The sequence below is a fragment of the Pseudomonas sp. 9.2(2024) genome, from assembly GCF_039695385.1.
Lineage (GTDB): Bacteria > Pseudomonadota > Gammaproteobacteria > Pseudomonadales > Pseudomonadaceae > Aquipseudomonas > Aquipseudomonas paraglycinae.
This window is the reverse complement of the sequence record NZ_CP155585.1, coordinates 2,497,765-2,517,515: the sequence shown is the minus strand read 5'-3', so window position 1 is coordinate 2,517,515 and position 19,751 is coordinate 2,497,765. Positions and strand designations below refer to the sequence as shown.

At 62.7% G+C, this 19,751-nt stretch carries 14 protein-coding genes; 5 read left to right on the top strand and 9 right to left on the bottom strand.

The window, feature by feature from the left end:
• Positions 1–49: 49 nt before the first annotated feature.
• Positions 50–5,884 (bottom strand): manganese-oxidizing multicopper oxidase MnxG, encoded by a 5,835-nt coding sequence (gene mnxG / locus ABFB52_RS11295; RefSeq protein ID WP_129974136.1) that lies wholly within the window; start codon positions 5,882–5,884, stop codon positions 50–52.
• Between the two features lie 215 nt (positions 5,885–6,099).
• The gene (locus ABFB52_RS11290) at positions 6,100–6,711 is read right to left on the bottom strand and encodes a lytic transglycosylase domain-containing protein (RefSeq protein ID WP_064378899.1); all 612 of its coding nucleotides are present in this window, start codon (positions 6,709–6,711) and stop codon (positions 6,100–6,102) included.
• A 203-nt stretch (positions 6,712–6,914) separates the two neighbouring features.
• On the opposite strand from ABFB52_RS11290, the gene gspG reads away from it, so the two are divergent.
• The 3 genes from gspG to ABFB52_RS11275 all read left to right on the top strand — a co-directional run bounded on the left by gspG (position 6,915) and on the right by ABFB52_RS11275 (position 9,254).
• A complete protein-coding gene (gene gspG, locus ABFB52_RS11285) occupies positions 6,915–7,343 on the top strand; it encodes a type II secretion system major pseudopilin GspG (RefSeq protein ID WP_007956107.1) in 429 nt (142 codons plus the stop codon).
• 14 nt (positions 7,344–7,357) lie between these two features.
• Entirely contained in the window at positions 7,358–8,545 is a 1,188-nt protein-coding gene (locus tag ABFB52_RS11280) for a type II secretion system F family protein (RefSeq protein ID WP_007956102.1), read from the top strand.
• Between the two features lie 76 nt (positions 8,546–8,621).
• Positions 8,622–9,254 (top strand): hypothetical protein, encoded by a 633-nt coding sequence (locus ABFB52_RS11275; protein WP_346836126.1) that lies wholly within the window; start codon positions 8,622–8,624, stop codon positions 9,252–9,254.
• A gap of 149 nt (positions 9,255–9,403) precedes the next feature.
• On the opposite strand, the gene ABFB52_RS11270 is transcribed toward ABFB52_RS11275, so the two are convergent.
• A complete protein-coding gene (locus ABFB52_RS11270) occupies positions 9,404–10,303 on the bottom strand; it encodes a LysR family transcriptional regulator (protein WP_064378896.1) in 900 nt (299 codons plus the stop codon).
• Between the two features lie 160 nt (positions 10,304–10,463).
• On the opposite strand from ABFB52_RS11270, the gene ABFB52_RS11265 reads away from it, so the two are divergent.
• Together ABFB52_RS11265 and ABFB52_RS11260 are read left to right on the top strand one after the other, a co-directional pair.
• Positions 10,464–11,480, top strand: coding sequence for an alpha/beta hydrolase (locus ABFB52_RS11265; RefSeq protein ID WP_129973533.1), 1,017 nt, complete (start codon positions 10,464–10,466; stop codon positions 11,478–11,480).
• 63 nt (positions 11,481–11,543) lie between these two features.
• Positions 11,544–12,971, top strand: a complete 1,428-nt coding sequence (locus tag ABFB52_RS11260) for a mechanosensitive ion channel family protein (RefSeq protein ID WP_129973534.1) — start codon at positions 11,544–11,546, stop codon at positions 12,969–12,971.
• A gap of 295 nt (positions 12,972–13,266) precedes the next feature.
• Here ABFB52_RS11260 and ycaC read toward each other — a convergent pair whose 3' ends face one another.
• The 6 genes from ycaC to ABFB52_RS11230 all read right to left on the bottom strand — a co-directional run bounded on the left by ycaC (position 13,267) and on the right by ABFB52_RS11230 (position 19,748).
• A complete protein-coding gene (ycaC, locus tag ABFB52_RS11255; RefSeq protein ID WP_039771508.1) occupies positions 13,267–13,893 on the bottom strand; it encodes an isochorismate family cysteine hydrolase YcaC in 627 nt (208 codons plus the stop codon).
• A 69-nt stretch (positions 13,894–13,962) separates the two neighbouring features.
• Entirely contained in the window at positions 13,963–15,801 is a 1,839-nt protein-coding gene (locus ABFB52_RS11250; RefSeq protein ID WP_085747770.1) for an amidohydrolase, read from the bottom strand.
• A 45-nt stretch (positions 15,802–15,846) separates the two neighbouring features.
• Entirely contained in the window at positions 15,847–16,473 is a 627-nt protein-coding gene (locus ABFB52_RS11245) for an antibiotic biosynthesis monooxygenase (RefSeq protein WP_085747771.1), read from the bottom strand.
• A complete protein-coding gene (locus ABFB52_RS11240) occupies positions 16,466–16,882 on the bottom strand; it encodes a DoxX family protein (RefSeq protein ID WP_039771512.1) in 417 nt (138 codons plus the stop codon). The genes ABFB52_RS11245 and ABFB52_RS11240 overlap by 8 nt, the downstream gene beginning before the upstream one ends.
• A gap of 96 nt (positions 16,883–16,978) precedes the next feature.
• A complete protein-coding gene (locus ABFB52_RS11235) occupies positions 16,979–18,709 on the bottom strand; it encodes a hypothetical protein (protein WP_129973535.1) in 1,731 nt (576 codons plus the stop codon).
• 115 nt (positions 18,710–18,824) lie between these two features.
• Positions 18,825–19,748 carry a LysR family transcriptional regulator gene (locus ABFB52_RS11230; protein ID WP_007956084.1) on the bottom strand — a complete coding sequence of 308 codons (924 nt, stop codon included), beginning with the start codon at positions 19,746–19,748 and terminating at the stop codon, positions 18,825–18,827.
• Positions 19,749–19,751 lie beyond the last annotated feature (3 nt).

The window sequence follows — 19,751 nt, the reverse complement described above, 5'->3', positions numbered from 1 at the left end:
CCACCTGTGGGAGCGGGTTCACCGGTTCCCACAGGTTGCGCATTGGCACCTACTGAGCAGGCGGCGCCGGCTCCGGCTCATTGGTCACCCGCAGCAATCCCCACAGCCCCGAGGTGTTGCCATAGGCGCCGTAATCGCGGAACAGGTAGTCCCCCGGTATCGCGTTGCTGCCCCCGGCGCTCGGGATCATGAAGCTGAAGTGCGCCGCCGGCAGGATGCTTTCGTGAGCGCCGATGTACATCGACATCGGGTTGTAGCCGAAGCGCACCGAACCCACGCCCGGCGTGCCCATCGGGTAGCCGCCGGTGTCGCTCTTCTCGGCCTGGAACGGGTTGAGCGACCAGACGTGTCCGTCGAGCTGGAACGTCGTGCCGCGACTGCCGCCGCTCGGCATCAGGATGTGCGTACGGAACGGCTGACCCGGTTTGGCATACAGCACCGGCGTCTGTGGATCGCCCCCCACCAGCGCATTGCTGTAGGCCATGTGCGCGTTGGTCATGTCGCCGTAACCCGCGCCATCGGCATGGCCGAACGGCGCATCCGGGGCGAGGCCGAAGCGGTACCACAGCGGTTCGGTCTTGTAGTTGATGGCCATGCTCGAGTTGTCCTGCGGATCGGTCGGTACACCGAAGCCCTCGGCCGCAATGCCTTCGACCGGCCGGCCATTGGCCCAGCGGGTGTTCAGCGCCTTGTGCCAGACCATCGCGAAGTCGCGGTAAGTCGTCTGCCCCGGTGCGGTGACCGTGGCGTTGACCTTGCGCGCATCGTCGACCCAGGTCGCGCCGATCGGCAGGATGCTCATCGCCCCACCCAGACCTTTTTGCGGTTGCTTGATCACGTCCGCCGGGGTGAAGTTCAGGCCACCGAACTCCACGGCCGTGGCGTTGATGTTGTCGACACTGCGCCCCAGTTGCGTGACCGGTTTGCCTTCACGCTCCAGGTGCCCGGCGTAGTACTGATAAGTCCGGGTCGGGTAGGCGCCGCTGCTGCCCAACCGTGGTGGCACGGTCTGGACCGGGTTGGCGCCGACGTTGGCACCGTCGGACTTGGTGATGTCATAGGCCAGCAGTTGCGCGTGCAGCCCCACGTGGCTGGACGGCCGCATTAGGTTGTTGCTGAAGGTGGTCGAGCCCAATCCGCTGTTGCGATCACGTTTGACGATGCCCTGCATCACGGCGGTCTGGGTCAGGTCGGGCATCACGCTCGGCAGACGGTTTTCCAGGGTGATGTTGATGCAGTCCCCGGCCGCTGCGCGCAGCACCAGCGGTTCGACCGGAATGCCGGGTTTGAGCTTGCCGCTGACCGGATCGAGGTCGGATTTGCGCACGTACAGGATCGCTGTCGGATCATGCAGCGGCCCGCTCTGGCCACCGATGGTGATGGTCTCGCCGTCCTCCGGATCGGTCACCGTGACCTGCGGGATGCTCACCGTGCGCGAGTTCAGCACCAGGGTGCCGCCCGCCGGATTCAGCGGCCCGCCGACATGCTGACCGAGCCCGGCAGAATCGCCGATGCTCAGGCCCAGCGAATTGCCGAGGATGTCGTTGGCCAGCGCCGCGACCACTTCATAGTTGCGCTGCACCGTCGGCCGGGTGCCGATGCCGTTGGGGTTGGCGCTGATCCGTGGGCAACTGCCTTCGAACGCCACGGTGTTGCGCATGCCCGCCGGACTCGGGTTGTTGGGGATGGCGAACAGGTCATTGCGTTTGGCCGTGTAGTTGCGCATCACGCCCCAGATCCCGCTCCAGTAGCCTTCGATCGAAGCGTCCATCGAGTACAGATAGTCACCGGTGGTCGCCGCAGAGCTGGACAGCATCGACACCGGTGCGATGAAGCCCATCTGTTCGGAGATGCCGATCATCTGCGAGGCGCGCCAGCCGGAGTTGGAGCTGTTGCCGAAACCGGAACCGCTCTGCAGCCACTTCACGCCGTGCAGGGTGACGTTGTGCTCTTCCTCGTGGCCGCCGGCATGCACCCGCAGACGCACGTTGTCGCCGGTGTAGGTGCGCAGCATCGGGGTGAACGGGTCGCCCGGCTCGCTGCCGCCCTTGTTGATGTGCGGCGGGAACAGGGTGATGCCACCAGTCGGGCCGGTGGCGGCCGTCACCAGGTTCGGTGCCAGGTTCATCGCCGGGATCGCGCGGTCGGTGCGGCTTTGCATGGCGTACGCCAGATCGCCGCCGAGGCCGTCGGCCTGCATGCCGCGCTTGCCGTCCGGGCCGACCTTGTTCGGATCGTAGACCCGCAGGGCCAGCGGCTCGTTGCGATAGTTGACGACGAACATGCCCGGATCATCCACGGAGATCGCTTGCGGGCAAGGCCGGCTCGGGCAGCCCGGCACCTGACCGCCCTGCACTTCCAGCACGCCTTCAAGAAGGGTGCTGGCGTTGTTGCGCACCGGCGGGTTGATCGCGTAGCGGAAGCTGTCGGCGGTGGCCGGGAAGGCTTGCGGATTCGGCACACCGTTGGGGCCGGCGCCCACGTACACACCGGCTTCATAGGCGTGCTGGAAGTCGCTGTATTCGAGGAAGAACTCACGGAAGCTGTCGTTCTTGCCGTCGCCGTCGAGGTCGCCGGTGTTGATCACCGCCTGCCACGAGGTCGGCCCGCCGTCCTGGCGCGCGCCGCTGTACAGAGGCTCGCCGGTTTCGGCGTGGAACCAGGTGGAACCGGCCGGTTCCGCCAGCACCGTGGCATACAGGCCGATCTGCTGGTGAGTCGATGGGCCGAGGTGGTCGTGGGTGAAGATGGTGCCGAGCCCGCGATCCACGCCCTTGGCGTTGACCACCGGGTCGACGAACCAGCGTTGCATGGCCGTGCGCGCGCCCATCCAGTCACTGCGCCCGAACTGACCGAAGAACGGATGCGCCTTGGCTTTCGGGCACGCCTGGGTGCCGTCGCGCGGGTCGGTGCCCTCGCACTGGTTGAATTCACGGATCGCGTGAATGCGTTCCTGAACAGCACCGGGCGAGAGCACGCCGTCCTCGTAGTTCCAGCCGTTGGAAGAACCGTCGGCAGCCGTCAGGTCCCACTTCGGCAGGTGAATGTGCTGGCCGATCACGTCGGTCGGCGTGCGCACCTGATAGTCATCCATCTCGTAGGTGGCAGGCACCAGGTTGGTTTGCTGGTATTGCACGCAGTCGAAGGTGTTCATGCGCATCACCAGCGGCTCTGGCGGACGCTGCTTGGTGATCACCGGCCAGGCGTCTTCCCACAGCGCCAGAATCCGGGCTTGCGGGAAGTGATAACCGACCTTGTTGTAGACCGCGTCGAACTGGATGTTGGCGGCCTTGTAGATCCGTGGCCGGTCGGCGGTGAAAGTCGAGGCGCCGACGAAGGACATGCCGTCCAGCCGGTCGCCGCTGGCGAATTCACCGCTGCCGGCGCTGCTGGTCAGGCGTTTTTGCCGGTCGTCCATGCACGGTTCGTAGTACGGCGCGCCGGCAATCGGCAAGGCACCGTTGGTGCGGAAGGCCTTGGCCACGATCTGGTTGCCGGGCAGCAAGGCAAAGCTTGGGTGATCCTTTTTCGCGTGGAACGCCATCGCGGCCTGTTCCACTTCAGTGCCCTCTTCGGGCAGGTAAATCGGTTTGGCGCGGGTGACTTCCTTGGAGAAGTCCAGCGAGGTGGTCACGGTGTGCGCCTCACCTCCGGCCGACACCCCGTCGAGGGTGTGACGCTGCAAGCCGCCGTCCCAGCCGCCGGACTGATTCGGGTCGAGGTTGGCCCACAGCGCTTTGCCGCTGGCTTTCAAGGATTGCGCGGTGGCGGCGTCGAGCATGTCCAGCGGTGGGGTTGGCGGACGCTGACCCACCGAACTTTCCATGCCGCCGATCCAGAACGGATAGCCAGGGTTTTTCAGGCTGCCGTCGGCGTTGCGGTTGGCTTCGCTGCGATCAACCAGTGCCAGTGAGCCAATGGCTTGCGAACCACCGTTACCGCCGTGGTGTTCGCCGTCGTCATCGCCCTCTTCTTCCTCATCGTCGTCATCGTGGCCGGCGACCAGGGTTTCACCGATTTTCGGCACCACCACCACTTTGCCCGGCATCGGGGCCATGGCTTTGCCGGGCAGCGGCACGACGGCAGGAATCGGCGTGCCGGCAATGATCTCGCCATCCGGCAAGGCGCGGGCACCGGCGGCCGGTTTACCGCTGCGCAGGGCGTAAGGTTCACTGTGATAACCATCGGCGCCCTGTTGCGAGACTTCCAGCCGGGTGCCTTCTTCGAACACATCGTGCACCCGCCACATCGACCACATACCCTGAGCGAAATGCGGGTAGAAGTGGCAGTGATAGATCGCATCGCCGGCCACCCGGTTGCGGTTGCCGGAGCCGCCGTTGGCGATTTCGTAGGTATAGCCGGCGCCCGGACCGATGCCTTGAGCGTCGACGTAATCGGAGTTGTCGTCGTTGGGGTTGAACAGCCACTGATGGCCGTGCAGGTGGAAGATGTGCTGTTCGTGGCCGTTATGGGTGTTGCGGAATTTGACGAAGTCACCGATGTAGCTGTGGTTGACGTTCGAAGGCTCCGAGGGATACAGGGCCATGGTGGCCTTGACGCCGACCTGATCGGCGCTGGGTGTCTGGCCAGGGGCGATGTTCTCAAGCCCGGTGTTGGCCGGCACGTCCACCAGCATCGCCACGTCGCCGACGGTGTGCGAGCTGAGGAAGAATTCTTCGTAGGCGCACGACAGGCAATCGTGCATCGGCCCTACGCCGAGGCGGTTGGCGACCACTTCAGCGCCCATGCCCCCGGAACCGTAGTTGATCATGAACGAGTCGCGGGTCGGCTCCAGCACATGGGCCATGACCGGGTCGGCCCAGTAGGCGGGGAATGCCTGGGTGGCGGCGGTTTCGTCCTGGAACTGCGAGGCGAAATCGCGAAACGGCTCGAGGCGGTTGGGGATCGCCGGGTTGCGTTTGCCTACAGATTCCAGCGGATAGGTGCTGGGCGCAAAACTGCCATCGGCGTTGCTGCCCATGACGATGGCGTCGCTTTCGCTGGAGATGATTTCGTTGCCGTCGACCATGCTGATGATCGGCGTGCCGGCCTTGCCTTCACGCAGCCACGGTTCGCGCTGCGGGTAGCGGGCCTGGTAATCGACGATCGGGTGACCGGCCGGTGTACGGCCGGTGGTCGCCAGACGCATTTCTTCTTCAGTGAGGGTGTTGCGATAGGTGCGTCCCGACTTCGGCACCACCACGACCTGGCCGAACAGGCCATTGGCGGTGTTGCCGGCCGCGCCTTCCCCGCCGAATGTCGCGCCACGGCTGCTGACGGCAAACGCCCCTTCGCGCTCGGCGTACAGCACGTACGAACGGCTCGCGCCCGGCGGCACCAGGGTGTTGGCGTTGCGCCCGGTGTAGGAGGAAATGTCGTCGATGCTGTTCACCGCTTGCAGGCCGTTGACCTGGAAACCGACATGGCGGTCGGCTACCTGCTCGTCGACCTTGAAGGCATCGGCGCCACCGGGGTTCACGGTGCCCTCCTCGCCTTCAGGCCCTTCGAAATGCTTGTTCGGGTTGGCCTGGTAGTCGAGCAGGTTCTGCAGGTTGATCGTCAGGCAATCACCGGCGGCCACCCGCAGCACCAGCGGCCGTGGACGCTTGTCCGCACGCAGCGAGACCTTGCCCGGCACCGCGCTGCCGCCATAGGCCAGCGAGACGTCATGCTCATCGACCACATCGCGGCGCAAGGCGTACATCATGCCGTTGGCATTCTGCGCACCGAGGCGGTTGAACATCAGCGGTTGATCGAAGGCGACTACATTGGCCACCAGATTGCGCTCGCAGCGCACGGCGGCGCTGGCCAGTTCGACGCTGAGCATCGAGACCAGCAACAGCAGCCAGTTCAACAGGGGCGGTGCGTGGTGAATGCCAACCATGATCGGAAACCTCGTAGTGGGTGCTCACAGGGAACGATTCTCGATAAACCCCTTGGAGCAATCCGCGTGCCACAAAAAATTGCTTTTCATCTCAATCAGTTACACAAACCACTTGAGAACCCGGGGGATATTCCCCACCCGATTCCCCACTTTTCCGGGGCCATCGGTTTGCCCCGATAGTGGGGAAAGCCGGGGCTGGATTTTCAAAAAAAGCTTTACAACGGCGCATCCACCGCCAGCCCCTGCAGGCGCCGGTACTGACGCAAAACGCTCGGGACGTAACGCTGGGTTTCGGCGAACGGCGGGATCACCCGGCCGCGGCTGAGCACCGCGTCAGGCCCGGCGTTGTAGGCCGCTACGGCCAGGGCGATGTCGTTGTCGAACAGGGTCATCAGGCGCTTGAGGTATTTGGCCCCACCCTGGATGTTGGCCTTGGGGTCGTAGACATCTTTCACCCCCAGCTCGCGGGCGGTGTCGGGCATCAATTGCATCAGTCCGCCGGCGCCCTTGGGCGAGGTGGCACCGGGGTTGTAATTGGATTCGGACTTGATCACCGCGTGCAGCAAAGCCTCGGGCAGGTGATTGGCGCTGGCCGCCGCTGACACCAGCTCGGCGTAGGGCTGGTTGGCGATCAATTGCGGTTGCTGGTCAAGGCTGACCAGGGGCGCATCGGCTTCGCGAATCACCCGCTCGTAAGTGCGTCCGGGACGGTGGACGTTCGACAGCACGTAGCTGCCCTTGGCGTCCATGGAAACGAAGACATCGGCTTGTGCGACACCGACCGACAGCACGCAGCCGAGCAGTCCTGCAGTGAATGAATGGATCATTGGGCCTCCCCTGACAGGCCCCGAAAAATTGGGGGAAATGCCCCACTGACCCGTCGTTGATCAGCCGTACGCAAGCACTGTGCCGACTCTGGAAAAGCCCGTAATACAAGGGCTTCAGCCTGACCGCCGGAATTTTCGGGGGCTGAGCATGGCAATTGCATAAGCCCTTTCGGCGACACGGCTGCCACTCACGGGAGGTCATCATGAAGCTGCATTTTCGTCCGCGTGCCCAACGCGGTTTCACCCTGCTCGAACTGCTCGTGGTGCTGGTGGTGCTTGGCCTGTTGGCCGGGATCGTCGCGCCCAAATATTTCGCCCAGCTGGGGCGCTCCGAGGTGAAGGTTGCCAAGGCGCAGATCGAAGGCCTGAGCAAGGCGCTGGATCTGTACCGGCTGGAGGTCGGCCACTACCCGTCCACCGAACAGGGCTTGCAGGCGCTGGTGACCGCACCGAGCGACGAAGCCAAATGGACGGGCCCGTACTTGCAGAAAAAACTGCCGCAGGATCCGTGGGGGCGTAACTACACCTACCGCTATCCCGGCGAAAACAGCGAGTACGACCTGCTCTCGATGGGCAAGGACGGCCAGCCCGGCGGCGAAGGCGAAAACGCCGAAGTCACCAACTGGCAATAAGCGGAGCACACGGCATGCGATTTCAACTCAAAGCAGTGGGCAAGGCCGGGGTGGTGTCGCTAAGCGTCGAGGCGCCGGGTCAGAGCGAGGCGCGGCGTATCGCCGAGGATCAGGGCTTGCGCGTGGTCAGCCTGCATGCCGAGCGCCACTGGCGTTCGTTGCGCCTGAGCAAGCGTGAAACCTTCAACCTGGTGCTGTTCAGCCAGGAGCTGACCACCCTGCTCAACGCCGGCCTGCCGCTGATCGATGCGCTGGAAAGCCTGGCCGAAAAAGAAACCGCCCCCGCCGCCCGCAAAACCTTGAGCGAGCTGGTGCGGCTGCTGTACGAGGGCAAATCGTTCTCCCAGGCGCTCGGCCAGTTGTCGGCGGTGTTCCCGCCGTTGTACGTGGCGCTGGTACAGTCCAGCGAGAAGACCGGCGCGGTCGGCGATGCGCTGGGCCGTTACGTGAGCTATCGCCAGCGCATGGACGAGGTGCGGCAGAAGATCGTCAGTGCCTCGATCTACCCGCTGCTGTTGCTGGTGGTCGGCGGTGGCGTGGTGCTGTTTCTGATGGGTTACGTGGTGCCGCGCTTCAGCCTGGTGTTCGAAGGGCTGGGCTCGAACCTGCCGTGGCTGTCGCAGATCCTGATGAGCAGCGGCATGTTTTTGCATGCGCATCAGGGTGAGTTTTTCGGCCTGTTGGCGACAATCGTCATCGCCCTCGCCGTGCTGCAAAAACAACCGGCGTTTCGCCGTGGGCTGGATCGGCTGGTGGAGAAACTGCCTGCCGTGCACCAGCGGATTTTCATGTATGAGCTGGCGCGGTTTTACCGGTCGCTGGGGATTCTGCTGCAAGGCGGGATTCCGCTGGTGACGGCCATGGGCATGGTGCGCGGCCTGCTCACCGTGGCCTCGCGAGCACGGCTCGATCAGGCCTGCGAGCGGGTGCGCGAGGGGCAGTCGTTGTCCACTGCCCTTGAGCTCAACCGGCTGGTGACGCCCGTGTCCCTGCGCCTGCTGCGCGCTGGCGAGCAGTCCGGCAACCTCGGGCAAATGATGGAACGCAGCGCCGATTTCTACGACGAGGAAATCAGCCGCTGGATCGAGTGGTTCGTGCGGTTGTTCGAACCGCTGCTCATGACTTTCATCGGCCTGTTGATCGGGGTGATCGTGATCCTGATGTACATCCCGATCTTCGAACTGGCTTCGAGTATCCACTGACCTCGGGAACGGGTCGGATCACACGCAACAAGCCACATCCACGTTCCCAATCAAGACAACAAAGACGGAGAACGATATGCACATTCAAAAGCTCGTGCTCGCAATGGCCATCGGCGCAGTCCTGTCGGCGTCTACCGTACTGATTCCGGACAGCCTGTCCGGGGTGTCGAGTGTTCAGGCCAAGGATGGGGGAAATGGTGGTGGCGGCGGCGGTGGAGGTAGTGGCGGAGGCGGAGGCGGTAACGGCGGGGGTGGCAGCGGAGGCGGCGGTGGCGGCAATGGAGGCGGTGGTGGCGGTAATGGAGGTGGCGGCAGCGGAGGCGGTGGTGGCGGAAACGGAGGCGGCGGCAGCGGTGGCAATGGTGGTGGTCACGGCGGCAGCGGCAGTGCCGGCAACAGTGGCAGTGGCGGCGGTGGCAACAGTGGCCACAGCGGCAGTGACCACGGCTCGGGCCACTCCGGCAACACGGCGTCATCCGGTCGCAGCGGTACGCATTCTGAACCCGGCGACGACCACGGTGTGCATCGGTCCGGAGAGGTCGGCGATGACCACGGTGTACATCGCGCTGGTGAAATCGGTGACGACCATGGCGTACATCGTGCCGGCGAAATCGGTGATGACCGAGGCCTGCATGCCGCGGGCGAACCCGGTGATGATCGCGGTGTTCACGTCGGCGGCGAGCCTGGCGATGACAAGCGCGCCAACTGACCCGAACTGAAAGCACCGCAATCCCTGTGGGAGCTGGCTTGCCAGCGATAGGGCCCGGTCAGGTAGAAATTCTCTTGCTGACCCACCGCTATCGCGGGCAAGCCCGGCTCCCACAGGGCTCATCAGTGCCTACAAGGTCGCCGCAGAACCTAGAGAGCGACGTGATTTTGATCCAGCCGCTCCCGCAAAAACTCGATCAACGCCTGCACCGGCCGAGACGCCTGACGATGCTGCGGGTACACCGCCGACAGCGTCAGCGGTTCCGGCCGAAACTCGTCCAGCACCGGCACCAGCCGCCCATCCTTCAGCGCCGCGCCGACAATGAACGTCGGCAGATAGGTAATCCCCATCCCCGCCACCGCCGCATCCCGCAGCAATTCACCGTTGTTGACGCGCATCCGCCCGGTGACATTCACCAGCAGCGGCTTGCCCTGCCCCGCGTTGAATCGCCACTGCACCGAACGCCCGTGGCCGTATGGCAGACAGTCGTGGCCCAGCAAATCTTCCGGTTTGACCGGCGTACCGCGCTCGGCCAGATAAGCAGGACTGGCGCAATACACCCGCTCGATTGACGCGATGCGTCGGGCGATCAGGGTCGAGTCCTCCAATACGCCAATGCGCAACGCCAGGTCGTAACCCTCGCCCAGCAGATCCACCGGCCGGTCGCTCAGGTCCACTTCCACCGTGACCTCGCGATAACGCTGCAGAAACGGCGGCAGCAAGCAGCCCAGATGCGCCAGCGCGAACGACAGCGGCGCACTCACGCGAATCGCCCCGCGCGGCTCGGCAGTCTGCCCGGCGATGCCCTGCTCCACCGATTCCACTTCGCCGAGCAAACGCAGCGCCGACTCGTAATAGCTCTGGCCCAGCGGCGTCACGTCCAGGCGCCGGGTTGAACGGTTGAGCAATCGCACGCCGAGGCGCTCCTCCAGTTGCATCAACCGACGGCTGACGAACTGCTTGGACAGACCCAATTGATCGGCCGCCGCCGTGAAGCTGCCGGAGTCCATCACCTGGCAAAAAATACGCATGTCTTCGAACGGGTTCATTGTCACTCTCTGGTTGACAGTTAAACGCTTTATAACCGCTTTTTCACTTTCCGGCACCTCATTAATCTGTGCTCACGGTGTTGCTGAGGCCTGAAGCCCAGCGCCACAGCAGCCCGATCGCAAGGCATAAAAACTCAAACGACTTAAAAAGGATTTGCACATGAACATCAAGAAAACCCTCGCCGCTTCCCTCCTCGCCCTGTCCATCGGCAACGCCTTCGCCGCCGAAAGCACTGGGGTCGAACACAACACTCAGGCCTTCCTCGATGCCCTCGCCGCCGGCGGTGGCAAACCCCTTGAGCAACTGAGCCCGAAAGACGCCCGTGCGGTGCTGACCGGCGCCCAGGCTTCGGTGAAGGTTGACCTGTCCGGCGTTGAAGTCAGCGACAAGGCGATCAAGGTCGACGGTCAGACGATCAACCTGAAAGTGGTGCGTCCGGCCAAGATCAAGGGCGAGCTGCCGGTGTTCATGTTCTTCCACGGTGGCGGCTGGGTGCTGGGTGACTTCCCGACGCACCAACGCCTGATTCGTGATCTGGTGGTGGGTTCTGGCGCGGTCGCGGTGTACGTCGACTACACGCCGTCGCCGGAAGCGCAGTACCCGACCGCGATCAATCAGGCTTACGCGGCAACCAAATGGGTGGCCGAGCACGGCAAGGACATCGGAGTCGACGGCAAGCGTCTGGCGGTGGCCGGCAACAGCGTCGGCGGCAACATGGCGGCAGTCGTGGCGCTGATGGCCAAGGAACAGAAAACCCCGGCCCTGCGCTTCCAGTTGCTGATGTGGCCGGTGACCAACGCCGGGTTTGATAACGGCTCGTACCAGCAATTCGCCGAGGGCCATTTCCTGACCAAGGGCATGATGCAGTGGTTCTGGGACAACTACACCACCAACCCGGCCGAGCGTGCGCAGATCCATGCCTCGCCGCTCAACGCCAGCGCCGAACAGCTCAAGGGCCTGCCCGCCGCGCTGGTGCAGACCGCCGAGTTCGACGTGCTGCGTGACGAAGGCGAAGGCTACGCCCGCCACCTCGATGCGGCCGGTGTAGCGGTGACCTCGGTGCGTTACAACGGGATGATTCATGACTTCGGTCTGCTCAACCCGCTGAATGGAATCCCCGAGGTGAAGGCCGCCGTGCGCCAGGCCGCAGCGGAACTCAAGACCTACCTGAACTGAGTGCAACCCCTCGCCACACCTTCGGGTGTGGCGTTTTCTTTTGTGCCCGCCGGAGTTCACCTCATGAGTCTTTTTTCTGCCCACCTGCTGTCCTGGAGCGCCCTGCTGCTGGTGCTCGACACCCTGCTCTGGCATCTCGTGCCGTTCAAGCATCGCGCGCAACGGGTCGCTGTGCGACTGGTGCTGTTTCTGGGCTTCAACGCACTGGCCATCAACGCCGGTGTCAGCCCGTTGCAGGCGCCGTTGTTCGCCGATGACCCGGTGGCGCAACTCGGGGCGACGGCACTGGGGATTCTCTGGTGGCTGTACGCCGCGCGGGTGCTGACCGAAGTCATCGGCCTGATCCTGATGCGCCGCATCGGTCACAGCGGCCGGTTGTTGCAGGACGTGATCGGTGCGCTGGTGTTTCTGGCGGCCATCGTCGCGGCGGCCGGTTATGTGCTGGATCTGCCGGTCAAAGGCCTGCTCGCGACTTCCGGCGTGGTGGCGATCGTCATCGGTCTGGCGCTGCAAAGCACCTTGGCCGACGTGTTTTCCGGCATCGTGCTTAACACCACCAAGCCGTATCAGGTGGATGATCTGGTGGTCATCGACGGCGTCGAAGGCAAGGTGCTCGACATCAACTGGCGTGCCACGCACCTGCTGTCCAGCACCGGCACTCTGGCCGTGGTGCCGAACTCGGTGGCGGCCAAGGCCAAGATCGTCAACCTCAGCCGCCCGAACAACCTGCACGGCGTGTCGATCAGCATCAAGGTGCCGAACCACATTCGCCCGCGCCGGGTGCTCGACGCCCTCGAGCGCACGCTGCAAGGCAGCAGCAGTCTGTTGCTGACGCCCGCGCCGAAAGCGGTGCTGAAAGAGGCCGGCGACGAAATGTCGGAATACGTGGCCAGCGGGTTCATCGCCGAACTGGGCAAGAAAAGCGAGGTGCGCAATCAACTGTTCGACCTCGCCCACCGCCATCTCGAAGCGGCTGGCATTTCGCGGCACCCGGACGGCGTGATCGAACCTTCGACCCGCGCCCGCGCCTTGCTCGATGAAGTGAAAATCTTCCGCTCGCTGAGCCATGAGGAACGCGATCGCCTCGCCGAATCGATGGTCGCGCAGCAGTACAGCGCCGGGCAGGTAGTGCTCAATCTGGAGGAAGTCCCGGACAGCCTGTTCGTGATCGCCACCGGCGTGGTCAGCGCCAGCGTACCGGACGGCAACGGCTTCACCGAGGCCGGGCGCATGGGGCCGAGTGAGGTCATGGGCGAACAGAGCATCCTCGCGGATACGCCTTCGCAGGCGACGTTCACGGCGCTGACGTCGTCGATCATTTATCGCCTCGACAAGAACCTGACCCGCCAGTGCATGGAACAGCGCAGTGAAGTGGGTCGGGCGTTGAACAAGTTGCAGGCAGTGCGGCAGCAGAACAGTCGGCTGGCGTTGATGGCCAAGCCTGTGCCGGTTCGCAAGGGTGGATTTTTGGGATGGTTGCAGAAGCGATAATTCACCGGGCTTTCAATCTTCTTTAACTTCGAAATCCAACCCCCTCATCGGAACGCCGCCCGCCCAGCCCTCTCCCCCAGGGGGGCGAGGGGGAAAGGGAGCCGATCTCGGTGCTTTTCAAAACCTGAGTTCGACTCGATTTTTCAGGTCGATGTACCTCGAAAGAACAACTCGGTCAGCTCCCTCTCCCTCCGGGAGAGGGCTGGGGTGAGGGCTGGTTTTCGAAGTGAAAATACACACTCACCAACACCGCAAAAAAAATGCCCGCTCTTCAGCGGGCATTTTGTTCAGCCAATTACTGGGCCGTGAACTTGGTATAGCTGTTGATCAGGTTGCGGTAGTTAGGCAGACGCTGCGACAGCAGGTTCGCCAAGCCTTCCATGTCGTTGCGCCAGTCAACTTGCAGCTCACAAGCCACAGCAAACCAGTTCAACAGGTGCGCGCCGGCAGCCGACATGCGCGCCCACGCCGCTTGTTGCACGGTGGTGTTGAAAGTGCCGGAAGCGTCAGTCACCACGAACACTTCAAAACCTTCAGCGATGGCCGACAGGGTCGGGAACGCTACGCACACGTCAGTCACCACACCGGCGATGATCAGTTGCTTGCGGCCGGTGGCCTTGATGGCCTTGACGAAATCTTCGTTGTCCCAGGCGTTGATCTGGCCAGGGCGGGCAATGAACGGCGCGTCCGGGAATTGCTCTTTCAGCTCAGGCACGATCGGGCCGTTCGGGCCGGAATCGAAGCTGGTGGTGAGGATGGTCGGCAGGTTGAAGAACTTGGCGATGTCGCCCAGTGCCAACACGTTGTTCTTGAATTCGTTCGGCGAGAAATCCTGTACCAGCGAGATCAGACCGGTCTGGTGGTCGACCAACAGTACAACGGCATCGTCTTTGTTCAGGCGGCTGTAAGGAACGTTGCTCATGTGAAACTCCTCGATGGATGGTTGTTGCGGGGAGCGCCGCTCACACAGAGCGGCGCTTTTTCAAAAGGATCAGAACGCGAAGCAGGAGCAGCCGAACGCGCCCCAGAAACCGGCGAAATCGCTGACCGGCGCATTCGACATCCGCGCTTTTTCATGGCTGTGGGTATGCACCGCGCACGGGCCGCTGCACTGGTGCACCTGGGCCTGCAAGGGCGAATTCGGGCGCCAGTGGCCCGGGACTTTCACCACCGGCGACCAGTCCGGCAGCACCGGCAATGCACGTGGGCCTAGGTCTTCGAAGTCTCCGGCGGAATAAACGATTTTGCCGCCGACCACGGTCAGCACCGACTCGATCCACTTGATCGCTTCTTCCTCGACATGGAAGAAGTCCGCGCTCAGCGCTGCCAGGTCCGCCAGTTGCCCGACCTTGATCTGGCCCTTCTTGCCCTGCTCGGACGAGAACCAGGCGCTGCCATGGGTGAACAGCTCCAGCGCGGTGGTACGTGGCAAACCTTCTTCGTACAGCGCCAGACCGCCGACGGTGCGACCGCTGACCATCCAGTACAGCGAGGTCCACGGGTTGTAGCTGGACACCCGCGTGGCATCGGTGCCCGCGCCGACCGGCACGCCTTCGGCGAGCATGCGCTTGATCGGTGGCGTGGCTTCGGCGGCTTGCTTGCCGTAGCGGTCGACGAAGTATTCACCCTGGAACGCCATGCGATCCTGAATCGCGATGCCGCCGCCCAGCGCTTTCACCCGCTCGATGTTCTGCGGGGTGATGGTTTCGGCGTGGTCGAAGAACCACGGCAAACCGTTGAACGGAATGTCGCGGTTGACCTTCTCGAACACATCCAGCATGCGGCTGATCGATTCGTTGTAGGTGGCGTGCAGACGGAACGGCCAGCGCTGTTCGACCAGGTGACGCACCACCGGCTCCAGTTCCTGTTCCATGGTCTGCGGCAGGTCCGGGCGCGGTTCGAGGAAGTCTTCGAAATCCGCTGCCGAGAACACCAGCATCTCGCCGGCGCCGTTGTGACGCAGGAAGTCATCGCCCTGATGCAACTTGACGCTGCCGGTCCAGTTCTGGAAATCGGTCAGCTCTTCTTTGGGCTTCTGGGTGAACAGGTTGTAGGCGATGCGCACGGTCAACTGGTCGTCTTTGGCCAGTTGTTCGATCACCTGATAATCGTCCGGATAGTTCTGGAAACCGCCACCGGCATCGATGGCGCTGGTCAGGCCGAGGCGATTGAGTTCGCGCATGAACTGGCGGGTCGAGTTGACCTGATATTCCAGCGGCAGCTTCGGCCCCTTGGCCAGCGTCGAGTACAGAATCATCGCGTTTGGCCGCGCCACCAGCATGCCGGTCGGGTTGCCGTTGGCATCGCGCACGATCTCGCCGCCAGGCGGGTTCGGCGTGTCGCGGGTGTAGCCGGCAACGCGCAACGCAGCGCGGTTGAGCAACGCACGGTCGTACAGGTGCAGGATGAATACCGGGGTGTCCGGCGCGGCCTGGTTGATTTCTTCGAGGGTCGGCATGCGTTTTTCGGCGAACTGGAATTCGTTCCAGCCACCGACCACGCGCACCCATTGCGGGGTCGGTGTGCGGTCGGCCTGATCCTTGAGCATGCGCAGCGCATCGGCCAGCGACGGTACACCTTCCCAGCGCAGTTCGAGGTTGTAGTTCAAGCCGCCACGGATCAGGTGCAAGTGCGAGTCGTTGAGGCCGGGAATCACGCAGCGGCCCTTGAGGTCGACCACTTGCGTACCGGCGCCGCGCAGGGCCATGGCTTGCGTATCGTTACCGACGACGACAAAGCGGCCGTCCTTGATCGCCACGGCACTGGCGAGGGGTTTTTCGCGGTCTACCGTATGAAATTGGCCATTGAACAGAATCAGATCGGCGTTCATCGCAGTTCCTTCGAGATAAGTGAGACGGAGCCCGGACCCACCGCTTCAGCGTGGCGAGTTGGCATTGGATTCGAGGTGTTTGTGTGACTGACCGGCTTCCAGCCACGGCGCGAACAGACGGGTCACCGGCGGCATGAACACGTAAACCACCGACACCACGATGGTCAGGGTGATCAGGAACGTGGCGACCACGTAGTTGGACAGAAAGGCATTGAGCTGCAGCAACGGCCCCCAGATCAGCGGCACCAGCAAGGTGTGCGGCAGGATCACCAGCAGCGTCACTACAGCCTGCTTCCAGCGTGGCGGCGGCGATCCGGCCTCGGCCGTCGGCGTGAACCAGAATTCGTTGGCTGCGTTGACTTCGGTCTGGTCGCCGTCGGCTAGCATCGGCGCCGCTTCATCGATCAGCTTCTGACGCTGCGGCGAATCGAGCCAGCGCTGCATCGCCTCGGTCGAGCAATAACGCAGCACGCAGGTGAACAGTGCGAGCCCGCCCTGCTGGCTGCGCATCACGTCCACGCCCAGATGCCCTTCTTCGCGCCCCGCCACGCTGACGATATTGCGCAGCCAGGCTTCGTAAGGCGCTTCAAAACCGGCCTTGACCCGGTGTTTGACGATCAGCGTCACGGTTTCTTCGGGTCCCGGTTTTTTCAGGGTCTGGGCATCAGGCATAACGGAGTACTCCGGGCAAACGAACATTGAGCGCCAGCCGTCCCGGCCCGGCGATCAGAACAGTGGTGAAGAGGATCAACAGCAACCAGCCGAATTGCCCTTCGGCCACACTCCATTGCGGATGCACGAGCAGCAACGCCACCAGCAGCACAAAGAGAATAGGCAAGCACGCCAGACGCGCCAGCACCCCGGCGACGATCAGCAGCGGGCAGAGGACTTCGGCGAAGATCGCCAGAATCAAAGTGAGGTGGGCACCGAGGTGGAACGGGTCTTCGATCAGTTGCAGTTGCGCGGTGAAGTCCAGCAGCTTGGGCAAGCCGTGGACGAACAGCAGAAACAACCCGCCGGTCACCCGCAGGAACAGCAGGCCGAGATCTTGCGCCTGGTCATTGCGTTGTACAGCGTTCATGGGCCCACCCTTGATCAATCATTGCAGGGAATAGTGCAATGATTGATCGGGGGGGAAATTGGATGGGTGTGCTCTCTTTGCTCTTGATCGCCCGCTCTATCGAATCGTGTACTGACGCAGGACAAAAGCCTGAGCCGTTGACGAATTCGCGACGGTGTCCAGATTGACCCTGAAACGCAGGGTCAACGTGCTGCCGGGGCGCAGATCCTTCAAGTAACTGAACAAAACAATGACGCTGTAACCGTTATTGAAGACCCAGCTCTGGTTGACGGTAACGTTGCCCGTCCACATCGCGAGATTATGGGGGGCACCGTTGATGTCTTCGCCCTCCAGATCCAGCCAGAGTGACTGCAATCTCGCAATATGCGGCCATACACCAAAGCGCAAGGTTGCGCCGCCCTGCACGCTGGCCAAGAACAGGTCCGACGTACCATTGGCCTCGAGAAAAACGGGAGGAATGAACCGGTCCGCCGGGATCATCCCCACATTCAGATGAATAGGCCCCAAAGGCACGGGCTGAGCCGTGCCGCGATCATATTCGGCGCTGACCGTGACCCGCTTGCCCAGGCTGAACGCCACGAGCGTAAGCGGCAAAGGGATTCTCCTGGGACGCGTGGGGCCGGCTGTGAGGGTATTGGTGGTGTGTGAGCCCGCCGCCGGAGTCCCCGGCGCAGCAGTCCAGCGGACTCTGATCCGGTCGTTGGGCTGCATGTCGTAATTCACGACAGCCGTCAGATTCATCTCTACCGCCAACGGATCAACATTGCCATTATCGGGCGCCTCGGCAATCGTCACCTCAAGGTTCTGAATGACGACATTGATTCGCCTCGGACTGGACGTTCCCCCGCTGCCATCTGCCAAACGAACCGTGAACGAATGCCGGCCTCCGGTCAGTGCCTTTGCCAAATAGGTCCAGATACCGCCCACTGCGTTGACGGTGTCCAGAAAAGTTTGACCATCAAAGACGTCTATCGCGCCGAAACCACTACCGCTCAGGGTAACGCTGGTGTAGCGGGTGTCTGCGCCATCGGGGACTTCACCCTCGGCATCGGTGACCGACGATATGCCGGGCGTATTGGTTGCAACTGTATTGACGATGTAGTTCCGATGGGCAAATGCCTGGGCCTCGGAAAGATCCGGACTGTTTTGCAGCCCGGCCCAGAATCTCATCGTCAGCACGCTGCCATTTTGCAGACCTTGCAGCGGTGCAGCAGGGACTCTTTCCTCCTTATATCCCAGACTGAATCCATTACCGACGACATTCTCCGGTGCTTTCCAATACCAGGCCTCCCAGACACTGCCGTCGGGCTTCACACCTGTAAGCCGGAGCCAGAAGAACTGCTCGCGCCTGCTCAGCAGCCATGACCTGATACGCAATGTAACCTCAGCCAGTTCGCTCACATCCAGGTGAGTGCCCTCACCTTCGTCGCTTGCCTCCTTGATCACCGGCAGGGGCAGATCAAGTTGGTCGATGAGCGGTATGTAAAGCGGCAAAGTTTGTGATTCCACAGACGGTTCAGTGCCACGGTGAAGCGTGTAAAAGGCTCTGACAGTTAGCCCGAGATTAAATGCTACCAATGTGGTGTCAATGTGGGTCGTAAAAGGGCGTTTGAATCCGCCGATCGGGATTCGCGGCGACGTATAGGAACCGGGACCTGGAGTTCCTGCCACCTTGATCGTAATAAAGTCCCCTGGCAACCAAGGGAAGTCGATTGTTACCGTCAGGTTGTACCGGGCGGCCGCTGGCACCAGGAAACCCTTCGAACTTTCTTCAATTGCCAGTGGTGGCAGATCGTCACGGGTGAGCGCAGGAATCGGCGTGTCCATATTCACTTCCCTTGATAGCTGGCCGCTTCGGCATTGGCCCATCAAACACGGGAAGACGAGCACGCACCACTGTCAGAACTAACAGGTTGCGGGTTGATTCAGACGAACGGCACGCTTAAACCACCGGAATATCCAGCGTCACCGACATGAACTGACTGATCCGCGACCGCAGCCATTTCTCCGCCGGGTCGTTGTCATGCACCCCGCTCCACGCCATCGACAGTTGCGCCGCATCGATGGGAAACGGCGGATCTTCAGCCCGCAACGCACAGCCTTCGACCAACGCACACGCCGCGTAATCCGGCACGGTCGCGATCATCTCGGTGCCCGCCAACAGCGCGCGCAAGCCACTGAATTGCGGAACGCCAAGCACCACCCGGCGGCTGCGACCGACCTTGGCCAGGTCCACGTCGATGTTGCCGCTCAGATCGCCGGAGAACGACACCATCGCATGGGGTCGCTCGCAGTATTCGTCGAGGGTCAGCGGGCCTGGCCGGTTGTCGCCGCGCAAGACCTTGCAGGGAATGTCGCGCAGTTTCTTGCGCTTGGCGTTGGCCGGCAGATCGGTGGTGTAACTCACGCCGACGGAGATTTCCCCGGAGGCCAGCAACGTCGGCATCAGCAGGTAGTTGGCGCGGCGCACCACGACCACGATCCCCGGCGCCTCTTCCTGCAACTGGCGCAATAGCGGCGGGAACAGGCCGAACTCCGCGTCATCCGACAGACCGATGCGGAACACGTCGCAACTGGTCGCCGGATCGAATTCCTTGGCCCGGCTGACCGCGCCGGAAATCACGTCCATCGCCGGTTGCAGTTCCCGAAGAATCGCCAGCGCCCGCGCCGTCGGTTCCATGCCGCGACCGTTGCGCAGCAACAGCGGATCGTCGAACAGATCGCGCAAGCGGCCCAGCGCCGCGCTCACCGCCGGTTGGCCCATGAACAGTTTTTCGGCGACGCGGGTCAGGTTCTTTTCGAACATCAGTGCCTCGAAAATCACCAGTAGGTTCATGTCGACGCGGCGCAGATCGTTTCGGTTCATGGA

Coding starts and splice junctions, on each gene's coding strand:
- gspG (WP_007956107.1), top strand. CDS start 6,915: ATGAAGCTGCATTTTCGTCCGCGTGCCCAACGCGGTTTCACCCTGCTC.
- ABFB52_RS11270 (WP_064378896.1), bottom strand. CDS start 10,303: ATGAACCCGTTCGAAGACATGCGTATTTTTTGCCAGGTGATGGACTCC.
- ABFB52_RS11250 (WP_085747770.1), bottom strand. CDS start 15,801: ATGAACGCCGATCTGATTCTGTTCAATGGCCAATTTCATACGGTAGAC.
- ABFB52_RS11265 (WP_129973533.1), top strand. CDS start 10,464: ATGAACATCAAGAAAACCCTCGCCGCTTCCCTCCTCGCCCTGTCCATC.
- mnxG (WP_129974136.1), bottom strand. CDS start 5,884: ATGGTTGGCATTCACCACGCACCGCCCCTGTTGAACTGGCTGCTGTTG.
- ycaC (WP_039771508.1), bottom strand. CDS start 13,893: ATGAGCAACGTTCCTTACAGCCGCCTGAACAAAGACGATGCCGTTGTA.
- ABFB52_RS11235 (WP_129973535.1), bottom strand. CDS start 18,709: ATGGACACGCCGATTCCTGCGCTCACCCGTGACGATCTGCCACCACTG.
- ABFB52_RS11240 (WP_039771512.1), bottom strand. CDS start 16,882: ATGAACGCTGTACAACGCAATGACCAGGCGCAAGATCTCGGCCTGCTG.
- ABFB52_RS11245 (WP_085747771.1), bottom strand. CDS start 16,473: ATGCCTGATGCCCAGACCCTGAAAAAACCGGGACCCGAAGAAACCGTG.
- ABFB52_RS11260 (WP_129973534.1), top strand. CDS start 11,544: ATGAGTCTTTTTTCTGCCCACCTGCTGTCCTGGAGCGCCCTGCTGCTG.
- ABFB52_RS11280 (WP_007956102.1), top strand. CDS start 7,358: ATGCGATTTCAACTCAAAGCAGTGGGCAAGGCCGGGGTGGTGTCGCTA.
- ABFB52_RS11290 (WP_064378899.1), bottom strand. CDS start 6,711: ATGATCCATTCATTCACTGCAGGACTGCTCGGCTGCGTGCTGTCGGTC.
- ABFB52_RS11230 (WP_007956084.1), bottom strand. CDS start 19,748: ATGAACCGAAACGATCTGCGCCGCGTCGACATGAACCTACTGGTGATT.
- ABFB52_RS11275 (WP_346836126.1), top strand. CDS start 8,622: ATGCACATTCAAAAGCTCGTGCTCGCAATGGCCATCGGCGCAGTCCTG.